We start from the raw sequence: 19,648 nt of genomic DNA, 5'->3' as shown, positions 1-19,648 counted from the left end.
TAAACTTTTCGTATTTCGTACTCTATTCAACTTCTACCGCAATTATTTTTCCAACGAGCGGATCTTTCGGATACGGAATATATCGCTGATCGTAAGGTGCGGGTACCCACCATTCGGAATCGTGAAATTCCTGTGAGACCACCACCACCATTTGATTATCGGGAACAACAGTTACGGTATTATCCATATAAGCGATCGGGCGCAGGTGTTCTTTATCGGGGCCTATCTTCCAAATGATGTGATCGGGAGTCCATTCGAATTCGTACCAATAAAAAGGCCGCTGAAATAATTCATTGTCATTCTCCGCATCCTTGATCGTTAATGCCTGGTACCAACTGTCCCATCGATGCAGATCGAAATTCATATCATTCCACGTGAACGGCATAACGCCAGTGACAAATTTTTTCGGTTGGCGACAGGCAAGATCCCAGTTCGTACACGCTACCGCAATATTATCGGTAACACCAATGTAATCATCTTCGGGTTGTGCATTCTGTCCGTAAGAAGTGGCCGGCCAGTTCTTCGATGACTTCACCATTTCAAAATCAATTTCGGAATAACTCTGCAGATCTTTTCTTTCCGCTTTTTCTTTTCGCATATCATTTCGTGGAATATATCCTCCATCGCAACCGCCTCGATTATTCCATTCTGCTTCTTCCTGATTGAGCATCCACACCGCATTTGTCAAACCATCCCACACATGATCGGCGCTGAGCAATTCAGGAAATTTCACGCACACATCCACTTTTCCATAGGTAAACCCGATGCGCGAACGCACACCTACATTTTCTTTCCGGTAAGGCATTTCTGTATTTCCCGGATTCATCAGCGAAATAAAATCATGCTGTGGATCTGCCTGCACCGTTTCGCACGGGCGGCGTGAACCGTGAATAAAATCCTGCAACAATTCTTTGCTGTGATCTCCGTAATGAAAATAAACAGGATCGCCGGAATATTTTCCTTTATTCACATCATACATTTCTCTTGTATAATTATCTTTCACCACATCGTAAGCGAGCGGGATAGTTGGCATAATGTGCGAGCGATCTTCATTATAGAAATACTGTGAGAACTGCGCATCGCGGAAAAGAAGAGAATCCATTCCGCACGTGGGACAATACGAGATCGTGTCGATACCGCTTTGCGAAAATTCAAACGGGCTGACATAAACTCCTCTTCCGGGTTGAAGTTTTGCTTTCACATTCAATTCTTCCTTCGCCACAGAAACGCTCAATGCTTTATCGATGCCGCCTTCTCCATAGAGAAAATAATAAAACGGGTTGATGAATCTTCCATCTGCTTCACGCTGCGTAATATTTTTTACTGAAACAGGAATTTCTTTCAATCCCGATTCAGTCGTTACTACGAGCATAAACTTATAATTTCCCATTCGTGGATTTCTTTTCCAGCGTTGATTGATCTTCTGAAATTTTCTTGCATTCTGGATCTGCCAGACCGCATCGCGGAAAACCTGTTGTTCAACGGAACAACCATTCTCTTTTGATTTACGATCCATCCCCTTCATCCATCCGGGTTGGGAGCGAATGTAATTCACCATGTTGGCGATCTTTACAGAAGAAAGTCCTGAATGATCATCTTCGCCGAAATAAATTTCTTCATTGCGCGGGTTTCCTACTATGCTGAATGAATCGGTAATAGTCGCTTCCTGCTGGAAACCAAGCGCAGAAGTTTCTTTGAAACCGGGATCTGTTTCGCCCCAGCTTCCGTAAAAATTCCTCGTGGCAAGATTATTCTCATATTTAAATCCATTCTTCACTTCATATTCACAGAGTTTGTAGCTTTCGTCCTGGTAATAGATCTTGTAATAATATTTCGTGGAAAGAAAATTTTTGTTCTTCAATTTAAACGAGAAAGAAAATTTTCCACCGGGAAGTTGTTTCACCGAAGGAAGGACGATCCCGTCGTGAACTGCATCCGTCAGATCGACCGTGATGCTTTTGTTTTTATCATTTAAATTATTGAGCGAATGAAAATCACTCACTTCAAATCCATAGCAATAATTGATAAAAATAGAGTAACCGCCGTAGAGAACAGCAGCGAGAATCAGTAGCCGGAATATTTTTTTACGCATGGAGAATGGAGCACGAAGTTAAGGAATAAGAATTGCTATTTCTTTTCTCTCCATAACAAACTCCCGTCGCCATAACTGAGAAAACGAAAATCATTGGCAAGCGCATGATCATAAATTTTTTTCCAGTCTTCACCCACGAATGCAGCAACCAGCAAAAGCAAAGTACTTCCCGGTTGATGAAAATTCGTGACGAGTCCATTCACCATTCTGAATTTGTATCCCGGCGCAATAAGCAGTTGTGTATAACCGTTCAATTCCTTTTTATTATTCTCACGCATCCAGTCGAGTACTGCGCGCAGGGCTACAAGCGCGGGAATTTCCGTTTCATTTTCATACGGCTGCCACTGCGAAACAAAAAGTTCGTGATGAAATTTTCCCGGTTCAAGAATAAGTTGGCGCCCAAACCAGTAAATACTTTCGAGCGTGCGTAACGAAGTTGTTCCTGCGGCAACAATATTCCCGGAATGAAATGAAATAATTTTTGAAAGCACTTCTTCATTCACAGTGATCATTTCACGATGCATTTCATGACCGCCGATGGTTTCCGATTTGACCGGTTTAAAAGTTCCCGCACCAACATGAAGAAGAACATTCGCCGTTTCAATTTTTTTATCGTGAAGGCGTTTAAGAATATTTTCTGTGAAGTGCAATCCTGCCGTGGGCGCTGCTACCGAACCTTTTTCATTGGAGAAAACAGTCTGGTAACGTTCGGCGTCTCCTGCTGCTTCTTCACGATGAATATACGGCGGCAACGGAATTTTACCGATCGTTTCGAGAATTTCTGCGAAGGAAATATTTTCATCCTTCCACTTCAACTGAATAATGGATCGATCCTGCTCCTGCGATAATCGCTTTGCAGACAACTGAATTTTATTTTTACTGATAAGGATCTCCGCTGTCAATTCTTCTTCAATACTCCATCTTTTTCCGTTACCGATGAATGCTGAAATATTCACGGAATTTTTTTTGTCGAGCAACTGCGGAAATGAGAGATCGGGTTCTCCTGAATCGGTGCAGAAAATTTCAACGGTCGCCCCGCTCGCGCGCTGCATATATATACGGGCGCGCACCACACGAGTGGTATTGAAAATGAGCAGTGAGCCGCCCGGAATTTCATCCGGAATATTCCGGAAAATATTTTCATGAATATTCTCCCGGTCATACACCAGCAATTTCGACTGATCGCGCCCCGGCAAAGGATGAAGTGCGATCCTTTCTGCCGGAAGGTTCCAGGAAAAATCTGAGATGATTATGCTTTTCGGATCGGTGAACATGGGGACTGCGAAGGTAATATTTTATGCAACTTTCCCTTTGCCCACAGAAGGAAGGCCAGGGCTAAAGTAGTTTTGAGCAGGTAAGAAAAACAATATCCTGAAAAACAAACGGGATGATCTTGTCGTAAGATTGTACAGGAATTCCAACTGAAATTTATCTCAACACTAAAAAAAATAAAAATGAAAAATAAATTACAACTCATAGCAGCAGGAATCGGAGTGCTGTTTTTATCTATCGGCGCACATGCGCAATGCACTCCGGGTTTCACCTGGACACAAACATCGAACAACGTGATCAATTTCACGAACACATCGACACCGAATATTGCGAATTCAACCTGGTTCAATTGGAGTTTCGGAGACAACCAGTATGACTACACGACGAATCCGGTTCATACTTACAATGCACCCGGAACATATATCGTGTGTCTTTCCATGTATGATTCGCTCAATATGTGCCAAGGGCAATTCTGCGATTCGGTCACTGTTTACGGAAATGTTCTCTGCAATCTTTCTGCATCTGCTTTCGCAACTTCCGCGGCAAGTTGTTCTACCTGTGCTGACGGATCGGCTTACGGAGTGCCGCAGGGCGGAACTGCTCCTTATACTTTTTCGTGGAGCAATAATGGAACAGGTCAGTATGCAAACAATCTTCTGCCCGGTACTTATACGTTTTGTGTCACAGATGCGAATGCCTGCACTGCTTGTGCAACTGTTACAATCCTCGATTCAACACAACAGTCCAATTGCAATGCTTCTTTCACTTTCACATTGAATGCTAATAATAACGTTACGTTCACAAACACCTCAACCGGTGTTGGCCCTCAGACAGTTTATATGTGGAATTTCGGTGACGGTAATTATGACTGGAATGCAAATACGCAGCACACCTATGCAAGTGCCGGGGGCTATAATGTGTGCCTTACAATTTATGATTCTGCAACTGCGTGTCAGAATACTTCCTGCACATACGTCAGTGTAAATGGAAATACTCTTTCCTGCAGCGCAAATTTTGTGATCTATCCCGATTCGGTGAATACCAACCAGGCGTGGGCATACAATTTATCTACCGGCGGGCCGAACATGACTTACGACTGGAACTGGGGCGACAATACCCCGCATGATTACGTGGCTTATCCTTCACACATTTACCAGTCGACGGGATCTTACAACATTTGTCTCATTGTGAATGACGCTTCCACTCAATGTTCAGATACCATGTGCCAGACGATACAAGTGGTTCGTCTCGCGCAGAGCGCACAAGGTGTTCCTTATTATGTGAATGTACTTCCAACCGGAATCCAGTCGCATGAGAAAAACAATGTGTGGAGTTTGTATCCGAATCCTGCGCAGGGGGAATTGCACATCAGAACTGATTATTCACTCGCAGGAAAAAATTACAGGATCACCGATCTTGCGGGAAGACTGATCACTTCGTCGAAGTACGACGGAAGCAGCATCGACATTTCTTCGCTGGAGAATGGAAGTTATTTGTTGCAAATGGAAAATACTTCCGGAGGATATTCTGCTCAGCGTTTTATTAAAAATTAGCCAAGCAAACGCTGATTCAAAAAGGGTTGTTCTAAAAGACAACCCTTTTTTTATTCGTTGTTGGTGTTTTACACGAAGTGGCGTCGGGCGTTATCACCCGACACAAAGCCGAGTTGTTATCACCCGACACGGGTCGGGCTAGACGATTTGCATGAAATGCATAACAGGCATTAGCGGAGTTTCATCTTTCAGATAAAATGCAGCACTGCTGTGTTTGTAATCTGAAGCTTCATCGCATAATTTTTTGCGCACAGGATTTTCGTGGATGTAATTCAATTTTATCAATAATGTTTTAGTCTTGAATAAATAAAGATCATCAAATCTATCCTGCCATACTTTCAGGACTTGTTTGCGATAAATATATTGTAGTGGAACTAAACTTTCTTTTCCCTCGACTTCACTCATTGTCCTGGTGATCTTATATGAGGTGTATTTTTTGAAATCACGCATGTATTCAATCAGTTTGTTCTCCTTTGCAAAACAGATAATGAAGTGAATATGATTCGGCATGAAAACATAGGAAATGATGTGAGCGGAATATTTAGCGTTCACAAAGGCCATTGACTGGTAAAGAATTTTCTTGTATGGTTCTTCTTCGAGAAGAGGAAGCATTTTAAAACAAGAAGTGGTAACGAAAAAGCAGGAATGATCCAGCAATTGAGTTCGGTTTCTTAATCCCATAAATAAAATTAGTAGCGTGCATATAAAATTCTAAAGAGGGTGCGAAAGTAATAGAAATATTTATTCCACAAAAATTTCTTCTTCGATGAAGCCCAATTCGCTGGTTCATGTCGGGTGATAACACCCGACATCACGCGTGATAACACCCGACATCACACGTGATAACACCCGACACCACGCGTGATAACACCCGACATCACGCGTGGTGCCACCCGACATCACACGTGGTCAAATCCATTCCTTCTCCACAATATCTCTCGCGTGATAGGTGATGATGATGTCTGCTCCTGCGCGCGCAAAGGCCGTCATGTTTTCCATCACTGTTTTCTGTTCATCGATCCATCCTTTCGCTGCGGCCGCTTTTACCATGCTGTATTCGCCCGAAACATTGTAGCACGCAACGGGAAGAAGAATTTTTTCTTTAACACGGCGAATGACATCGAGATAAGCGAGTGCCGGTTTTACCATAATGATATCAGCACCTTCATCCGCGTCGAGCAATGCTTCACGCAAAGCTTCATTTCCGTTTCGCGGATCCATTTGATAGGATTTCCTGTCACCGGATTGCGGAGATGAATCAGCAGCTTCACGGAACGGGCCATAATACGCTGAAGCAAATTTTGCAGCGTAAGACATGATCGCCGTATTCACGAATTTATTCTCATCTAATTTTTTCCGGATCGCGCCCACGCGCCCATCCATCATGTCGGAAGGCGCGACCATATCCGCACCCGCCTGTGCATGCGCGAGTGCCATCTTCGAAAGTAATTCTACTGAGGGATCATTCTCGACATAACCGTCATGAAGAATTCCGCAATGGCCGTGAGTCGTGTACGCGCACACGCATACATCCGTGATGACGTAAATATCTTGACCGAAATTTTTTTTCAGTTCGCGCACCGCATCTGCAACTATGGAATGATCGTGATGCGCCGAACTTCCGTCTTTCGTCTTTTTCTCGCCAACACCGAAGAGGAGAATTTTATTGATCCCGTTTTTCATTCCCGCTTCCACGTCTTTCAAAAGCAGGTCGATGGAAAAATGATTTATTCCCGGCATAGCATCAATGCCGTGCTTTATTTTTTTTCCGTGCGTAACGAAATAGGGATAGATGAATTGTTCCCTGCTGAGGCGTGTTTCAGCAACGAGTTCCCTGATGATGGAATTTTTTCTGGTGCGTCGTGGTCGCTGGTTCATTTTATTTTTCAGATAAAGCGTTGAAAACAGATTGGGTAAGTCCTGCATCGTCGAAGGAAGCCGGAGAATAAAAGGAATGGAAATTTTTTTCTTTCAGTGTGGTCGCGGTTGCATGACCCATGGCAACGATCTTCTGTTCCTTGCTGATCTTATTTTTTTCGAGATACGCTTCCACGTTTGACGGGCTGGTGAAAACGAGAACATCTGCGGGAGAAATATTATCTGCCGGGCGTTTTATGGTTTCATACACGATGAGATCGATCACTTGTGCAGCCGGCATTTGTTGCTGAATAGAACGCACACTTCCTTTCGCCTGTGGAAAAAGAACTTTACTTCTTCCCGCTGCTGCTGCAAATTGACGCGCCGTACTTCTCGTATCGTTTCCCCCTCCAATGAAATCGGCGCGCAGGTTGAAACGACGCAATTCTTCCGAAGTTGCTTTTCCCACCGCACCGATCTTCGTTCCGGGTTTCATTTGCACCTGTTTGAAAAAATTCCACACCGCCTGTTTGCTTGAAAAAAATATCCAGTCGGTTTCCGGAAGTTTTTTTATTTCCACCCTCCTGAATTCGACCAGTGCTTTCCCTTCGACAGAACAACCGTTCGCACACAACACCTGAAAGAAAAAATCATCTTCGCGCTGATCACGCGAAATAAATATTTTTCCCGTCCGTATGTTTTTCAGTTTCGCAACAATTTTTTCTGCAATGGTTCCCGGCTTTGTTGTTTCAGTAAATAAAACTTTCAGCGGTGTATTCCATTCTTCGGCCATAGCGGTCCAGATGCGGAAAGTTTCTTCTTCCTTCACACAATAAGCGCCGAGCGGCATGTGGCACCCGCCTTCGAAGAGTTCAAGAATTTTCCGTTCCACTTCAATGCATTCGGCAACATCGGGATGATTTATTTTTTCAAGCATCACTATGAGTCCTGCATCATCCGCGCGCGTTTGCAATGCGAGCACGCCCTGCGCAGGTGCAGGAACGAATTCGTTCGATGCCGGTTTTTCAACCACAAGATCTCCGAGGTCCAGCTTCAATCGTTCTACGCCGGCAGCAGCGAGTAAGATCGCATCGTATTTTCCTTCTTTGAGTTTATTCAATCGCGTGGGAACATTTCCGCGCAGATCTTTCAATTGAACATCGGGGCGGAATGCAAGCAATTGCGCTTTTCTTCTTGCAGAAGAAGTGCCGACGGTTGCATTTTTTTTAAAATGAAATTTTCTTTTTACATCGAATGCTTCTTTCCTGATCAGCAGTAATTCTTCCGGATCTTCACGATAAGAAACGGCGGCGACTTTAAGCCCGGAAGCAGATGCTGTTGGAAGATCTTTATGTGAATGGACAGCGAGATCGGCTTCTTTTTTCAATAATGCATCTTCGATCTCTTTTGTGAAAAATCCTTTCCCTTCCATTTTATCGAAACCGATATCCTGCACAACATCGCCCTGTGTTTTATAGATTTTTATTTCTGAATCGACACCGGTCTTCTTCAATTCATCGCGCACAAAATTTGCCTGCCACAAAGCAAGTTCACTTCCACGAGAGGCAATAATTATTTTTCGTTTCAAATCTCAAAAATATAAAATCCCAAATTCCAAAAACAAAATTTGGAATTTGGGATTTGTTTTTTTCTTTTTTATTTATTTTCAGTTTCTTCAATAAGTATCTCTCTCGCCATTTTCATCGGAACACTTACATATTTTTTCTCCACGTAGTTCAGAACCTGTTCGAGTATTTTTTTCGATTCCTCATCGAGTTGCGCGATCTCTTTTGCAAAAACGGAATTCACAGCGGTATCGCGAATCTCTTTTACCTTCTGAGGAACAGCCGCCATAGCGATCTCCACCTGACGCTGCCGCATTTCCCGGTGAAATTCAAGAATACTTTCTTCAATGATGCCCCGGCAATTTTCCATTTCTTTCCCGCGCTCCTCCAGATTTTCTTTTGCAACCTGCTGCAGATTATTCACAGCAATGAGATTCACCTGGTAATCTTCAGTGATGCGCGGATCAAGATCGTTAGGAACAGCAAGATCAATAACTAATTTCTTCGCGGTTTCGCCATTGTTCAGTGCGTGATAGATCTCGCGCGTAATCACCACATCATTCGAAGCAGTGCAAGTAACGATCACATCGAAACCTTTTTTGTAATTGAAAATATCATTCAGCGAAAACGATTCGGCAGAAATTTCTTCTGCAAGTTTCGCCGCATTTTCTAATGTGCGATTGAAGATCACGAATTTCGAGTAGCCGTGTTTTTTCAGGTAACGCGCCATTGCCGTATTCGTAACACCACTTCCGATGAGAATGAACCGCGAATCGAGATTCACTTTCAGTTCGCGCATTTTACGGTAAGCGAGTGAAACAACAGAAACAGGATTGCGTGCGATGGCCGTATCGGTATAAACTTTTTTAGCAGTCTCAATGGTTTTGCCAATGAGTAACCGGATCGAATCGCCGGAAATTCCGGAATCTTTCGCTTCTTCAAATGCATTTCTTACCTGAGTGATGATCTCGCGTTCACCCACCACCATCGAATCGATGGAAGAAGCGACGGAGAAAATATGGCGGAGGGCTTCATCACCGGAATAAATTTCGGCCGATGAAATAGCACGTGTGGTTAATGAAACGGTTTTAACAGGGAACGCAGTGAAAAATTTCCGGACAAACTTTTCATTCACTTCCTGCTCTGAAATAAAAATAAATTCCACGCGATTGCAGGTGGAGAGATACAATAATTCCTGAATGCCGAGAACTATTTTCAGTTCATTCAATACCTGGACGCGACGATCGTCCCCAAGATGAAATGCCCCGATCTCCCCGGGGCTGAAATTTCTGTGCGTAATAGCAATGATATGTGTATTCATGATTACCGTTACAAATGTCCCGAAACTATGATCCTGCATTGTCAGATTAATGTCAATTTAAGAGGAGATGAGCATAGTCATGCCAATTTATCCGTTTTAGAAAAATTACCGACTATTTGCTTTGCACTATTGTACTTTTGTGCCCGATGAAATCTTTTTTCAGAAATATTTTCTGTGCAGAACTGATCTTTCTCATGTGTGCACATCTGTATGCGCAACACGTGAATGACAGTCTCGGCAGACTTATTCTCAAAGACGCCGAGGATACAAGTAAAGTTGTGCATCTCAATAAACTTGCATGGCTCCTTCGAAGCAGCGCTCCTGATTCTGCCATGCAACTTGCAATGAAAGCACAAATGCTGGCGGTGAAACTGAATTTCGATAAAGGCGATGCTGATGCTTACAATACGATCGGCGTGATCCATTACCGCAAAGGCGAATATGCGCAGGCGGCGAGTGCACATTTCAGCGCGCTCAACATCCGTGAAATGATCGGTGATAAACAAGGTGTCGCTTTCAGTTACATCAATCTTGGCAATGTATTCAGCGATGAAGGCAGTGATTCTATAGCATTGGATAATTACCAGCATGCGTCAGAAATGCTTTCTTCCATTGGCGATGAGAAAAAAATTCCGATCGTTTATCTCGATATCTGTTCCATTTATCTTGCGGAAAAAAATTACAAAGACGGCCTCACGTATGCGTTGCGTGCACGCGATGCGGCTGTGCGCGCGCAGGACAGCACCGTGCTTGCAGAAGCGTGCAATAATCTCGGCGTTGTTTTTGACGGAAGAGAAAATTTCGCTGCGGCAATGGAACAATTCACAACAGCATGGAAGATCAGTGAAGCGCTCGATGATAAAATGAGCATGACCGATAACGCGATGAACATTGGAAATGTTTTCCGCGAGCAACACGATATTACCCATGCGCTCGAATGGCATTTCAAAGCAGAAAACATCGGGCGCTCCATTAGCTACCTCGAAGCGCTGCGCGAATTGTATGATGATCTTTCGAAAGACTACATCGCGAAAAAAAATTTCGAGGAAGCTTATGTTTACCAGGTGCGCTTCAAAGAACTGAGCGATTCTCTTTTCAACGACGAAAATACTTCTGCATTGAATTCCATCACGGAAAAATGGGACAACGACCGGAAAGAAAAAGATCTTCTTCAGAAACAGAAAGCGGATTTCGACCGGAAATTTTCTGCCATGAGATTAGAACAGGATACGTGGATCATTGCCGGCGGAACGCTCTTTGCACTGATTTTTTTCGGAATTATTTTTACACTGAGAAGAAAACTGAAAAATGCGCAACTCATTATCCTATCGAAGGAAGATGGCATTAACACAGAGTAGCGGCTGCGCGGGAATTTGCACCACTTACAAAATTTTCTTTCTTTAACACGGATCGTCGTCCTTTGCCGGGTTATTAATTCTTAATTTCATCACGCAAAAATTTCCAACGTAATGAAAACGTTTTTTCTCCTCTTCATTTTTATTTTTATTTTTTCACTCGCGCATGCTCAAATAGGTGTGAGCATTTACCCGCTCAGCAATATGGTTTCCGTTCGCTGGAACCCGGTAAAAGTAGTACGCGATTCAAGTGGCGCACGTTTTGAAACGAACTACAGGTTCCGCGCAGAACTGCGCACATCAGTGACCATCACGAATGACCGAAGAGGAACAAATGTGACGGCTCTTCCCGAACTTGGATTTTTTACGCGGATCAGAGGCAAAGAAGGAGAGCCGATGCTGCTCTCCGGGGCGGGCCTTACAATGGGGATCAGCAGGAATGGAATTGTTTCGGGTGGAATTTTCTTTCCGCTTGTGATGGAACTTCGTCCGCAGATGAAGATCACCAATCATTTTGTTTTTGATGCCGAAGCAGATGCCATGTTCACGGTGAACAGCAACAGGCAGATGTTTCATATCAGGCCGATATTTTCAGTCGGTTGGGTTTTCTGATTTCTCTTTCTTTAATGAAGAATTTTCATTCGGCGTATCCGCATTTATTACCAGCTGGTGCGTCCATAATTGATTTTCGATTATCGTCGCGCCGTCCTCAGATAAAAAGAGTTATCGTAATTAATGCTATGTCGCCTCTCCGGGTCGATTTTTAAAATGAAGCATCACCAGTTTTCCACAATTACATTTCCATTTATACATCTGACTATATTCGCAGGTACATTTTTTCATCTGTAATTTGTAATTGAATAATCGGTAATCGTAAAGTGGCTAAAATAAAATCTTCTTTCTTCTGCCAGAACTGCGGAGCGCAATCTGCAAAGTGGATCGGCAAATGTCCTTCGTGCGGAGAATGGAATACGTACGTGGAAGAAATTGTACAGAAGAGCGGCAACACACAAACATCCGGATTCGGTTCGCGCTCTACTCAACGCATACCTAAACCGGTGAAACTGTCGGAGATCACTGCCGGCGAAGAAAAAAGAATTCCTATTTACGATAAAGAACTTTCGCGCGTGCTCGGCGGCGGACTTGTTCCGGGTTCACTTGTTTTATTCGGTGGAGAACCGGGCATCGGAAAATCAACGCTCATGTTACAACTTGCCACGAATGTGAATGGATTGCGCGTGATGTATGTTTCGGGCGAAGAAAGTGAGGAACAAATAAAAATGCGCGCAGAAAGAATAGGAATAAAAAACCCGGATTGTTTTATTCTCACAGAAACAAATACGCAGAATATTTTTCAGCAGATCGCGCAGGTGGAGCCGCAGATGATCGTCATCGATTCCATCCAGACTTTACACACGGCGCATATTGAATCGTCGCCCGGGAGTGTGTCGCAGGTGCGCGAGTGCGCGGCCGAGATGATGCGCTTCGCAAAAGAATCGAACGTTCCTGTTTTTCTCATTGGCCACATCACCAAAGAAGGTTCGCTCGCCGGGCCGAAAGTTCTGGAACACATGGTGGACACTGTTCTGCAATTTGAAGGCGACCGCAATCATGTTTACCGTTTATTGCGCACTACAAAAAATCGTTTCGGATCAACAAATGAACTCGGCATTTATGAAATGCAGGGAAGTGGTTTGCGTGAAGTGAATAATCCTTCCGAAATTTTAATTACATCGCGCGATGAAAATGTGAGCGGAATTTCCATTGCAGTTTTAATGGAAGGATTGCGGCCCATGCTCATCGAAACACAGGCGCTCGTGAGTTCGGCGGCGTACGGAACTCCGCAGCGATCTTCAACAGGATTCGATTTAAGAAGATTATCGATGCTGCTTGCGGTGCTTGAAAAAAGATGCGGATTCCGCCTCGGTGCAAAAGATGTTTTTCTGAATATCGCAGGAGGATTGCGCGTGGAAGATCCGGGAATAGATCTTGCAGTGGTATGCGCCGTACTTTCTTCGAACGCAGATATTCCGGTTCCATCGGGAATTTGTTTTGCGGCGGAAGTAGGATTGAGCGGAGAGATTCGCCCTGTCAATCGCGTTGATCAGCGCATTGCCGAAGCAGAAAAATTAGGATTCAAAGAAATTTATATTTCAAAATATCATAAAGGAATAAAAAGCGATTCATTTAAAATAAAATTGAATCGTGTTGGAAAGATGGAGGAAGTGTTTGCGGGATTGTTCGGGTAGGGAAACGAATTATCCCGAACATGTTCGGGACGAATATGCGAATCATACCCGATAATTTTTTTAGCTGAATACTCTTTGAAAGTTTAAGAGGCTGTTTAAAATTCATTTTACGACGACCCCGAAGATCTGAAACAGGAAGACGACTATTACAACAAGAAGCTTGATACGGGCGATGGAGGAATAAGATGGCAGGAATTTCTTGAAATGAAAATGAGTGAGTTGTGGTAAAATAAAAATCCCCTGCCGTTCCGGATATTCTTTGGGAAACCTTCTGGCAGGGGCACAAACAGGATAGGGTCCTGCTGAGTAAGAAATGTTTTTTTATTAGCCCTGCACCATTACAGTGCAATTTTTCACTTTACCTCCCCAAATTAAAGCCAAAATCTCCTAAAAGGCAAGTTTAAACAGACTATAAGGCAATTTAAAATGACCTAATGGAAATTATTTGTTGTCTGAAGGTCGGGTAATTTTGGTGCATGCACATTGGAGAAAAAGTAAAAGCCAGAGCGAAGGAATTGAGAATTGGCCCCACGGAACTGGCGCGAAAAATTAAAACTTCGAAGCAGAATATTTACGGCATTTACACGCGCGCTTCCATTGACACCGCGCTCCTCCAGAAATTAAGTAAAGCGCTTGAATTTGATTTTTTCGCCTACTTCACTTCCGGCTCCAATCATCTCGTTCATTCTCCGCAAACAAATTATGCTAAAAAGAAAAAGAATTTTATTTCCGTCTCCGATGATGCTGCTTCGCTCCAGAAAGAATTGAATGAACTCCGCGAGAAATATGAATTGCTGCGCGCACTTTACGAAGCAAAAACAGGAAAGAAAGCGCCGGGTAGTTAGGGATTTAAAATTTACGAAGTACAATTTGTGAGATCCGGCAGATGATCGCGCCAATTATTGGTAGTGGGTCAGTTTGAAAATTCTTAGCGCCTTAGCGTCTTTGCGGTTTAATAAAAGAATGGTTTAGGAACCGCGAAGGCGCGAAGTTGAATTCGGAAAAGAGCAAACTGAGCCACTACCCAATTATTTAAATCGCAGAATTTCACAACTGGTATCTTCCCGCCCACCCGTTCAAATAGGGATTACTTCTTCCAATTTAAAATGGTAATCCTCTAATGACTGCTCTCCCTCATTTTATGTATTTTTCCTGTAACAAAATCGTTTACTCTTCATCTTACTTACTGTTTCAATAAACTAAATTCCATGCTGCACTATGTGATCAACGGATTTCTCCTGCTCTTCGTAGGAACTGAACTGCTGCTGATGTTCCTGAAAAAATCAAAATCGTCGGAAGTAAAATTCGAAAAAGATAAATCTTCCATGACCCTGCTCTGGATCGTGATCGTGATCTCGATTGTGGGTGGAAATATTGCCGCCCGGAATTTTCAATACCAGAATTATCTTGTAAATATTATTTACGCCGGGATGGGAATTCTACTTTTCGGAATGATCTTTCGTTTAATCGCCATTTACCATCTCGGAAAAGAATTTACGGTGGATGTGGTGATCGGCAAAAATCATGTGCTGCACGACACGGGAATGTATAAATATCTTCGTCACCCGAGCTATCTCGGATTATTGCTGGAATTCGGGGGAATGAGTATGTTGTTCAATAGTTGGGTTGCAATTCCGGTTATAGTTATTCCGATTTTGATCGGACTGATGTATCGAATGAAAATCGAAGAAGAAGCTTTGTGCGAATCGCTCGGAGATCCTTACAGGAATTACATGAAACGCACGAAGAGAATTATTCCGGGTATTTACTGAGATGTACCACTTGCAATTTTTAAGGGCTTCGCAGGTTTTCAGGTTTCCCATTGCCATCACGGGATTTTGCCACACCTTGCACCGATTCTAACTGATTGCTTCTTCAATTTTAAAATCGTCAATTCATTCGCGTTAATCCGCGGCTTTTACAATTCTCCCCGCACACATCGCATGCGCGCCCGTTACGCGTATCGTGTATAGGCCTGCACATACATCCGAAAGATCGATCGTTGCATTTCTTCCGTTCACATTCGCATTCACCGTTTGCGTTTTCACTATTCTTCCCATCACATCGATCACGTCTATCGTGAATGTTTCGTCTATTGTTTGAGGTAGTGCTATAGTACAACTTGCTGAAGACGGGTTCGGGAAAATTCGGAGCTCTTCGGTATGAAAATAATTTTCATTTTCCCCGGTTACAAGAGTCCAGTTCAGCAATTGTATGCCGCCCCACTTTCCATAATAGGGTTGAAAAATCTGGATCACGTCGCGCACGTATGCGGCGCACACGAGTCCATTGTATTCATCAACACCCCACGCAATAAGACTATCATTCGGAACTCCCCATTCACCCATCAGCCGCGGAGGCGAAGTTTGTGTCGGATCGAATGCAAGAACCTGTGAATCTCCACCCGAACACATGATCACATTCGCCGTTGGTAAAGTGGAAACAATTTCGTTCGCGTGAACATCGGCGCCGAACCAGTTAAAATTATTGCACGGAATAGGATTCCACACACCTTCATTTACAATAGCAGAAGGATTGGCCACATTATCAATTTCGAATCCGCAATAATCAACAGGGATATAAGCGTGATCACCCAATCGCAAAACTTTATTGTACGCCGGCATTCCCGGGCTATAAGCTGCAGCATTTGAATAAGCGCCGAGTTCTACAGGAGCAGCGGGATTTGCAACGCTGATCACGCGCAGGCCACCGCAATCATTTGTGACGAGCAATGTATCGTGACTGATGAAAAGTCCTCTGGAATTATTCGCTTGCGAACAGGAAATAAGAGAAGGTTGAAATCGTGTGACGAATTGAATATTATTTACGTTCGAAATATTCAGAATAACAACACCATCAGTCATACAACCGAGATACGCGTAATTTCCGGAAACTACTACATGCGCGCACCCGTGCGTGAATGCGGAAGAATCCCAGTGATCTTTCAACACAGGAATAAGCGGATTGGTCACATCGTAAATTGAAAGTCCGGCGCGTTGCGTTGAACCCTGGAATCCTCCGCATGCAATAAAAAGATAATTATTCACCTGCGCGAGATAAGTTGCTTTCAGATTATTCAGATTGGCAACAGTAAGCGTACATACGGGCATCGGGTTCATCACGTTGCTCACATCAAACGTCACTTCGCCGAGATCAACCGATGCCGTGTAAACATAATTGCGTCCCATCCTGTCGATGAGTGGAGTGTACGCCGACCATTGCAGCGAAGTATCGTAATAAAAATGCCCGAGTTGTGTGAAGATCACTGTGTCATTCTGCGCTTTTGTAAATGAAATGATGAATGAAAAAGAAAACAGGACGAAAATTTTTTTCATGGGATTTTATTGGGAAATGAAAGTTACTCGTTTTTTTTATAAAATTTATTTTACACAAACATGTTCCAGTTGAACAGAAGAGTTCACCGTATCGAGTGTAGCAATCGCTCCTACCGGGAATGTGAATTTATCTTTCACGTGGCCGAAACTGAAATTCTGCACAACGGGTGAAAGAAAATCAGCGAATTTTTCCCGAAGCACTTCATCCGTCGTAAAAGATTTTTCAGGTTCTTCCGCATCGCACTTCGTACATTTTCCGAAAATAATTCCTTTCGCGCGCATGAGTGTGCCCGCAATGGAAAGTTGGGTGAGCATGCGATCGATCTGGTACGGTTCTTCTTCAGTCTCTTCGAGAAATAAAAGCGCTGAATTCAGATCGGGCAAATAACCGGTACCGATGTTGCTGCACAGCACCGATAAATTTCCACCGAGTAAAATTCCTGTTGCTGTTCCCGGCGAATGTACGGTTAGAGGATCTTCTTTCGGTTGTTGCATGAGCAATGCTTCTCCTTCTACAACGATGCTCAGAAAATTATTCAGAGTGAAATCGCCCCAGGAGGAATTTCCAACGGGCCCGTGAAAAGTGATCATACCCGTGCGCGCGTAAATGGCAAGTAGCAACGTTGTGATATCGCTGAAGCCGGAAAAAACTTTTGGATTTTTCCGGATCACATCATAATCGAGCAGGTTCAGCAACCGTGCGCATCCCCATCCTCCGCGCATCGCAACTATTCCCTGCACACTTGTATCAGCAAAAAGTTCGTTCAGTTCTTTTGCGCGGAAATCATCCGGCCCGGCGAGGTAACCATATTTCTGGTAAAGTGTGGGACAATGTTTCACTTTAAATCCTGCGCCTTCGAGAGCAGTTGTTGCTTTGTCAATGGAATCTTCCACGAAGATCGCACCTGCGGGCGCGGTGAGTGCAATGGTATCTCCTTTTTTCAATCGCGGTGGAAGAATTGCACTGGTATCCATGCGCAATAATTTCATCGGCTCTGCATTCGCTTTTGAGGTGAGCATAGCTGCGGAAGCGAGTGCCGCGTTGCGCAGGAATTTTCTCCGGTTGAAGTTGCTCATCGTATCATTTCCAAAACAACAACGGGCATCCGAAGACGCCCGCGATCGTGAATTATTTTTTTATTAATGCGAACCGGAATCCAGCACTTTGAAAAGTTCATCCAGTTTTGGTGTAAGAATAATTTCTGTGCGGCGGTTCTTGGCACGGGCTGCATCTGTTTTGGCAGGATCCACAGGAAAAAATTCTCCGCGTCCTGCAGCGGTAATTCTTTTCGGATCGATATTTCCATTGGCGAGAAGGATTTTTGTGACCGCCGTGGCACGCATCACGCTCAGATCCCAGTTATCTTTCATGTCGCCTGTTCCGTGGAATGCATTATCATCCGTATGTCCTTCCACCATGATGTTGATATCGGAATTCTGTTCAAGTACTTTCGCCAGCGACTTGAGCGCCTTTACTCCATCGGGTTGTACTACAGTACTACCCGAAGCGAAAAGAAGTTTATCTTCCATTGACACATAAACCTTTCCGTCCTTCTGCGTTACGGTCAATCCTTTTCCTTCGAAGCTGAGCAGTGCGTCTTTCACTTTTTTATTGATCGCTGCGATCGCGGAATCTTTTGCATCGAGTGCGTGCTGCAATTCCTGCACGCGCATTTCGCGTTTTGCCAGTTCGGCGTTGAGTGAATCGAGTGAATGTTTCTGCGCGTACAAATTTGTCTGCATTCGTTTGAGTGAATCTTCTTTCGCGATGAGTTGTTCCTGCGTCATGTTGAGTTTTCCCACGAGCGCCGTGTTTTCGCTCGTCTGGCGGTTCATGAGTTCTTTATTCTGCTTGAGCAGCAATTCATAATTTGCAGTGAGCTGATCGTACTGGCTGCTGAGCAGGCGATACCGCATTCCGCAACCGAGCGTGTCGTTCTGCAGGAGCATCAGTTGTTTTTTGCATTCGGTAAGTTGCTGATCAAGTTCGTTGCTTTTGCTTTCGAAATCATCGGCTTTCTTTTTCGTATCGGCAAGATCGCTTTCCGCTTTTTCACGGCGCGCAACTTCCGCATTGTATTTATTCTGCGGAACGCAGTTCATGAATGAAACGGCAATGAATAATGCGGGAAGTACGTGGCGAAGCTGCATGGGAAAAGATTAGGTTTGAATGAACTTTCAAAGATAAAACAGGCGGTGAAACAGCCCGTTTTTCAGAGTGCAAGTTATTAACTGTTAATTGTAGATTTCAATCTGAAACCTGTTTCAATGAATTTGCGTTAATGGAGCAAGAAGTATGCCCGTTTACAATGAAAAAACTCAATAAAGACTGGATCACCGAAAAGACGGTGGATTTCGAATATAAAAAATACGTGTTGCTGGCATGGATACAGCACGTGGAAGAATCATTCCGCGCCAACAAACTTTTTCCGCCTCTTTCTGAATTGCTGGAACACTACCGCACCACGCTGCAGTTGCGTGATAATAAAGCGCAGTTATTTTCACAATTTCCAAAACGCGTTACCGGCCTGGATGCGGAAGATCTCAAATTGAAATTCGAACATTTGCTGGAGGATGATAAACTGATGAGTGAAATAAATTCCATCATCGATTTTTCCATTCCGCGTTTTGAAGAAGGATTGCGGGAAGGAAAACAGATCTACGATTTTCTGGAGCAGGGAATTGAAATGGATTCGGTCGGCATCATTCCCATTCATGTGAACGAAGGATATATTTTTCTCCGCAACGCAACTTCGGAAACACGCGTTTATTCTTATTCCATCACGCTGTTCGAAGAAGCCGGCGATAAATTCCGCGGCATGCACACGCATTATGTGCGCACGTACGACTCCGGGTTTTTATCGGGCTACGAACAGATCAAACTCCGCATGCTGGAAGAATTCCGCGATCTTCCGAATCCTGCATGTTACGCCATGGAATCGAAATTCCGGATTCCGATGGAAGAAACTTTTCTCCCGATCGCAAAAAGAAAATTGCTGCGCGAACTGAAAGCAGCATAAAAAAATCCCCCGCGTTCTGCAGAGGATCT

Annotated in this window: 16 protein-coding genes; 7 read left to right on the top strand and 9 right to left on the bottom strand. The window is 43.8% G+C overall.

Going from position 1 to position 19,648, the window contains the following annotated elements; translation table 11 throughout:
- Nucleotides 1-22: 22 nt before the first annotated feature.
- The gene (locus HY064_10980; GenBank protein MBI3511178.1) at nt 23-2,092 is read right to left on the bottom strand and encodes a hypothetical protein; all 2,070 of its coding nucleotides are present in this window, start codon (nt 2,090-2,092) and stop codon (nt 23-25) included.
- A 35-nt stretch (nt 2,093-2,127) separates the two neighbouring features.
- Nucleotides 2,128-3,366 (bottom strand): S-adenosylmethionine:tRNA ribosyltransferase-isomerase, encoded by a 1,239-nt coding sequence (locus HY064_10975; GenBank protein MBI3511177.1) that lies wholly within the window; start codon nt 3,364-3,366, stop codon nt 2,128-2,130.
- Nucleotides 3,367-3,546: 180 nt separating this feature from the next.
- Here HY064_10975 and HY064_10970 point away from each other — a divergent pair, with 180 nt between their 5' ends.
- On the top strand, nt 3,547-4,917 hold the full coding sequence (locus HY064_10970) for a PKD domain-containing protein (protein MBI3511176.1): 1,371 nt from the start codon (nt 3,547-3,549) through the stop codon (nt 4,915-4,917).
- A gap of 138 nt (nt 4,918-5,055) precedes the next feature.
- On the opposite strand, the gene HY064_10965 is transcribed toward HY064_10970, so the two are convergent.
- The 4 genes from HY064_10965 to hemA all read right to left on the bottom strand — a co-directional run bounded on the left by HY064_10965 (nt 5,056) and on the right by hemA (nt 9,660).
- Nucleotides 5,056-5,529, bottom strand: coding sequence for a transposase (locus tag HY064_10965; GenBank protein ID MBI3511175.1), 474 nt, complete (start codon nt 5,527-5,529; stop codon nt 5,056-5,058).
- A gap of 297 nt (nt 5,530-5,826) precedes the next feature.
- Entirely contained in the window at nt 5,827-6,795 is a 969-nt protein-coding gene (gene hemB / locus HY064_10960) for a porphobilinogen synthase (protein MBI3511174.1), read from the bottom strand.
- A gap of 1 nt (nt 6,796) precedes the next feature.
- A complete protein-coding gene (gene hemC, locus HY064_10955; protein ID MBI3511173.1) occupies nt 6,797-8,362 on the bottom strand; it encodes a hydroxymethylbilane synthase in 1,566 nt (521 codons plus the stop codon).
- 68 nt (nt 8,363-8,430) lie between these two features.
- On the bottom strand, nt 8,431-9,660 hold the full coding sequence (gene hemA / locus HY064_10950; GenBank protein MBI3511172.1) for a glutamyl-tRNA reductase: 1,230 nt from the start codon (nt 9,658-9,660) through the stop codon (nt 8,431-8,433).
- Nucleotides 9,661-9,806: 146 nt separating this feature from the next.
- On the opposite strand from hemA, the gene HY064_10945 reads away from it, so the two are divergent.
- From HY064_10945 to HY064_10925, 5 genes are all read left to right on the top strand, one after another.
- Complete coding sequence (locus HY064_10945) at nt 9,807-11,018, top strand: tetratricopeptide repeat protein (GenBank protein MBI3511171.1); 1,212 nt, start codon at nt 9,807-9,809, stop codon at nt 11,016-11,018.
- A 111-nt stretch (nt 11,019-11,129) separates the two neighbouring features.
- Nucleotides 11,130-11,627, top strand: a complete 498-nt coding sequence (locus HY064_10940) for a hypothetical protein (GenBank protein MBI3511170.1) — start codon at nt 11,130-11,132, stop codon at nt 11,625-11,627.
- 266 nt (nt 11,628-11,893) lie between these two features.
- The gene (gene radA / locus HY064_10935) at nt 11,894-13,264 is read left to right on the top strand and encodes a DNA repair protein RadA (GenBank protein MBI3511169.1); all 1,371 of its coding nucleotides are present in this window, start codon (nt 11,894-11,896) and stop codon (nt 13,262-13,264) included.
- Between the two features lie 476 nt (nt 13,265-13,740).
- Entirely contained in the window at nt 13,741-14,109 is a 369-nt protein-coding gene (locus tag HY064_10930; GenBank protein MBI3511168.1) for a hypothetical protein, read from the top strand.
- Nucleotides 14,110-14,472: 363 nt separating this feature from the next.
- Nucleotides 14,473-15,036 carry an isoprenylcysteine carboxylmethyltransferase family protein gene (locus HY064_10925; GenBank protein MBI3511167.1) on the top strand — a complete coding sequence of 188 codons (564 nt, stop codon included), beginning with the start codon at nt 14,473-14,475 and terminating at the stop codon, nt 15,034-15,036.
- A gap of 132 nt (nt 15,037-15,168) precedes the next feature.
- Here HY064_10925 and HY064_10920 read toward each other — a convergent pair whose 3' ends face one another.
- From HY064_10920 to HY064_10910, 3 genes are all read right to left on the bottom strand, one after another.
- Nucleotides 15,169-16,599, bottom strand: a complete 1,431-nt coding sequence (locus HY064_10920) for a T9SS type A sorting domain-containing protein (GenBank protein MBI3511166.1) — start codon at nt 16,597-16,599, stop codon at nt 15,169-15,171.
- Between the two features lie 45 nt (nt 16,600-16,644).
- Nucleotides 16,645-17,676, bottom strand: coding sequence for an LD-carboxypeptidase (locus HY064_10915; protein MBI3511165.1), 1,032 nt, complete (start codon nt 17,674-17,676; stop codon nt 16,645-16,647).
- Nucleotides 17,677-17,739: 63 nt separating this feature from the next.
- The gene (locus HY064_10910; GenBank protein ID MBI3511164.1) at nt 17,740-18,750 is read right to left on the bottom strand and encodes an OmpA family protein; all 1,011 of its coding nucleotides are present in this window, start codon (nt 18,748-18,750) and stop codon (nt 17,740-17,742) included.
- Nucleotides 18,751-18,908: 158 nt separating this feature from the next.
- Between HY064_10910 and HY064_10905 the strand changes: the two genes are divergently transcribed.
- Nucleotides 18,909-19,619, top strand: coding sequence for a hypothetical protein (locus tag HY064_10905; GenBank protein ID MBI3511163.1), 711 nt, complete (start codon nt 18,909-18,911; stop codon nt 19,617-19,619).
- The last annotated feature ends 29 nt before the right edge of the window (nt 19,620-19,648 follow it).

The organism is Bacteroidota bacterium (assembly GCA_016194975.1).
GTDB lineage: Bacteria > Bacteroidota > Bacteroidia > Palsa-965 > Palsa-965.
The sequence above is the reverse complement of the archived record's forward strand: the minus strand, read 5'-3'. Positions and strand labels throughout refer to the sequence as shown.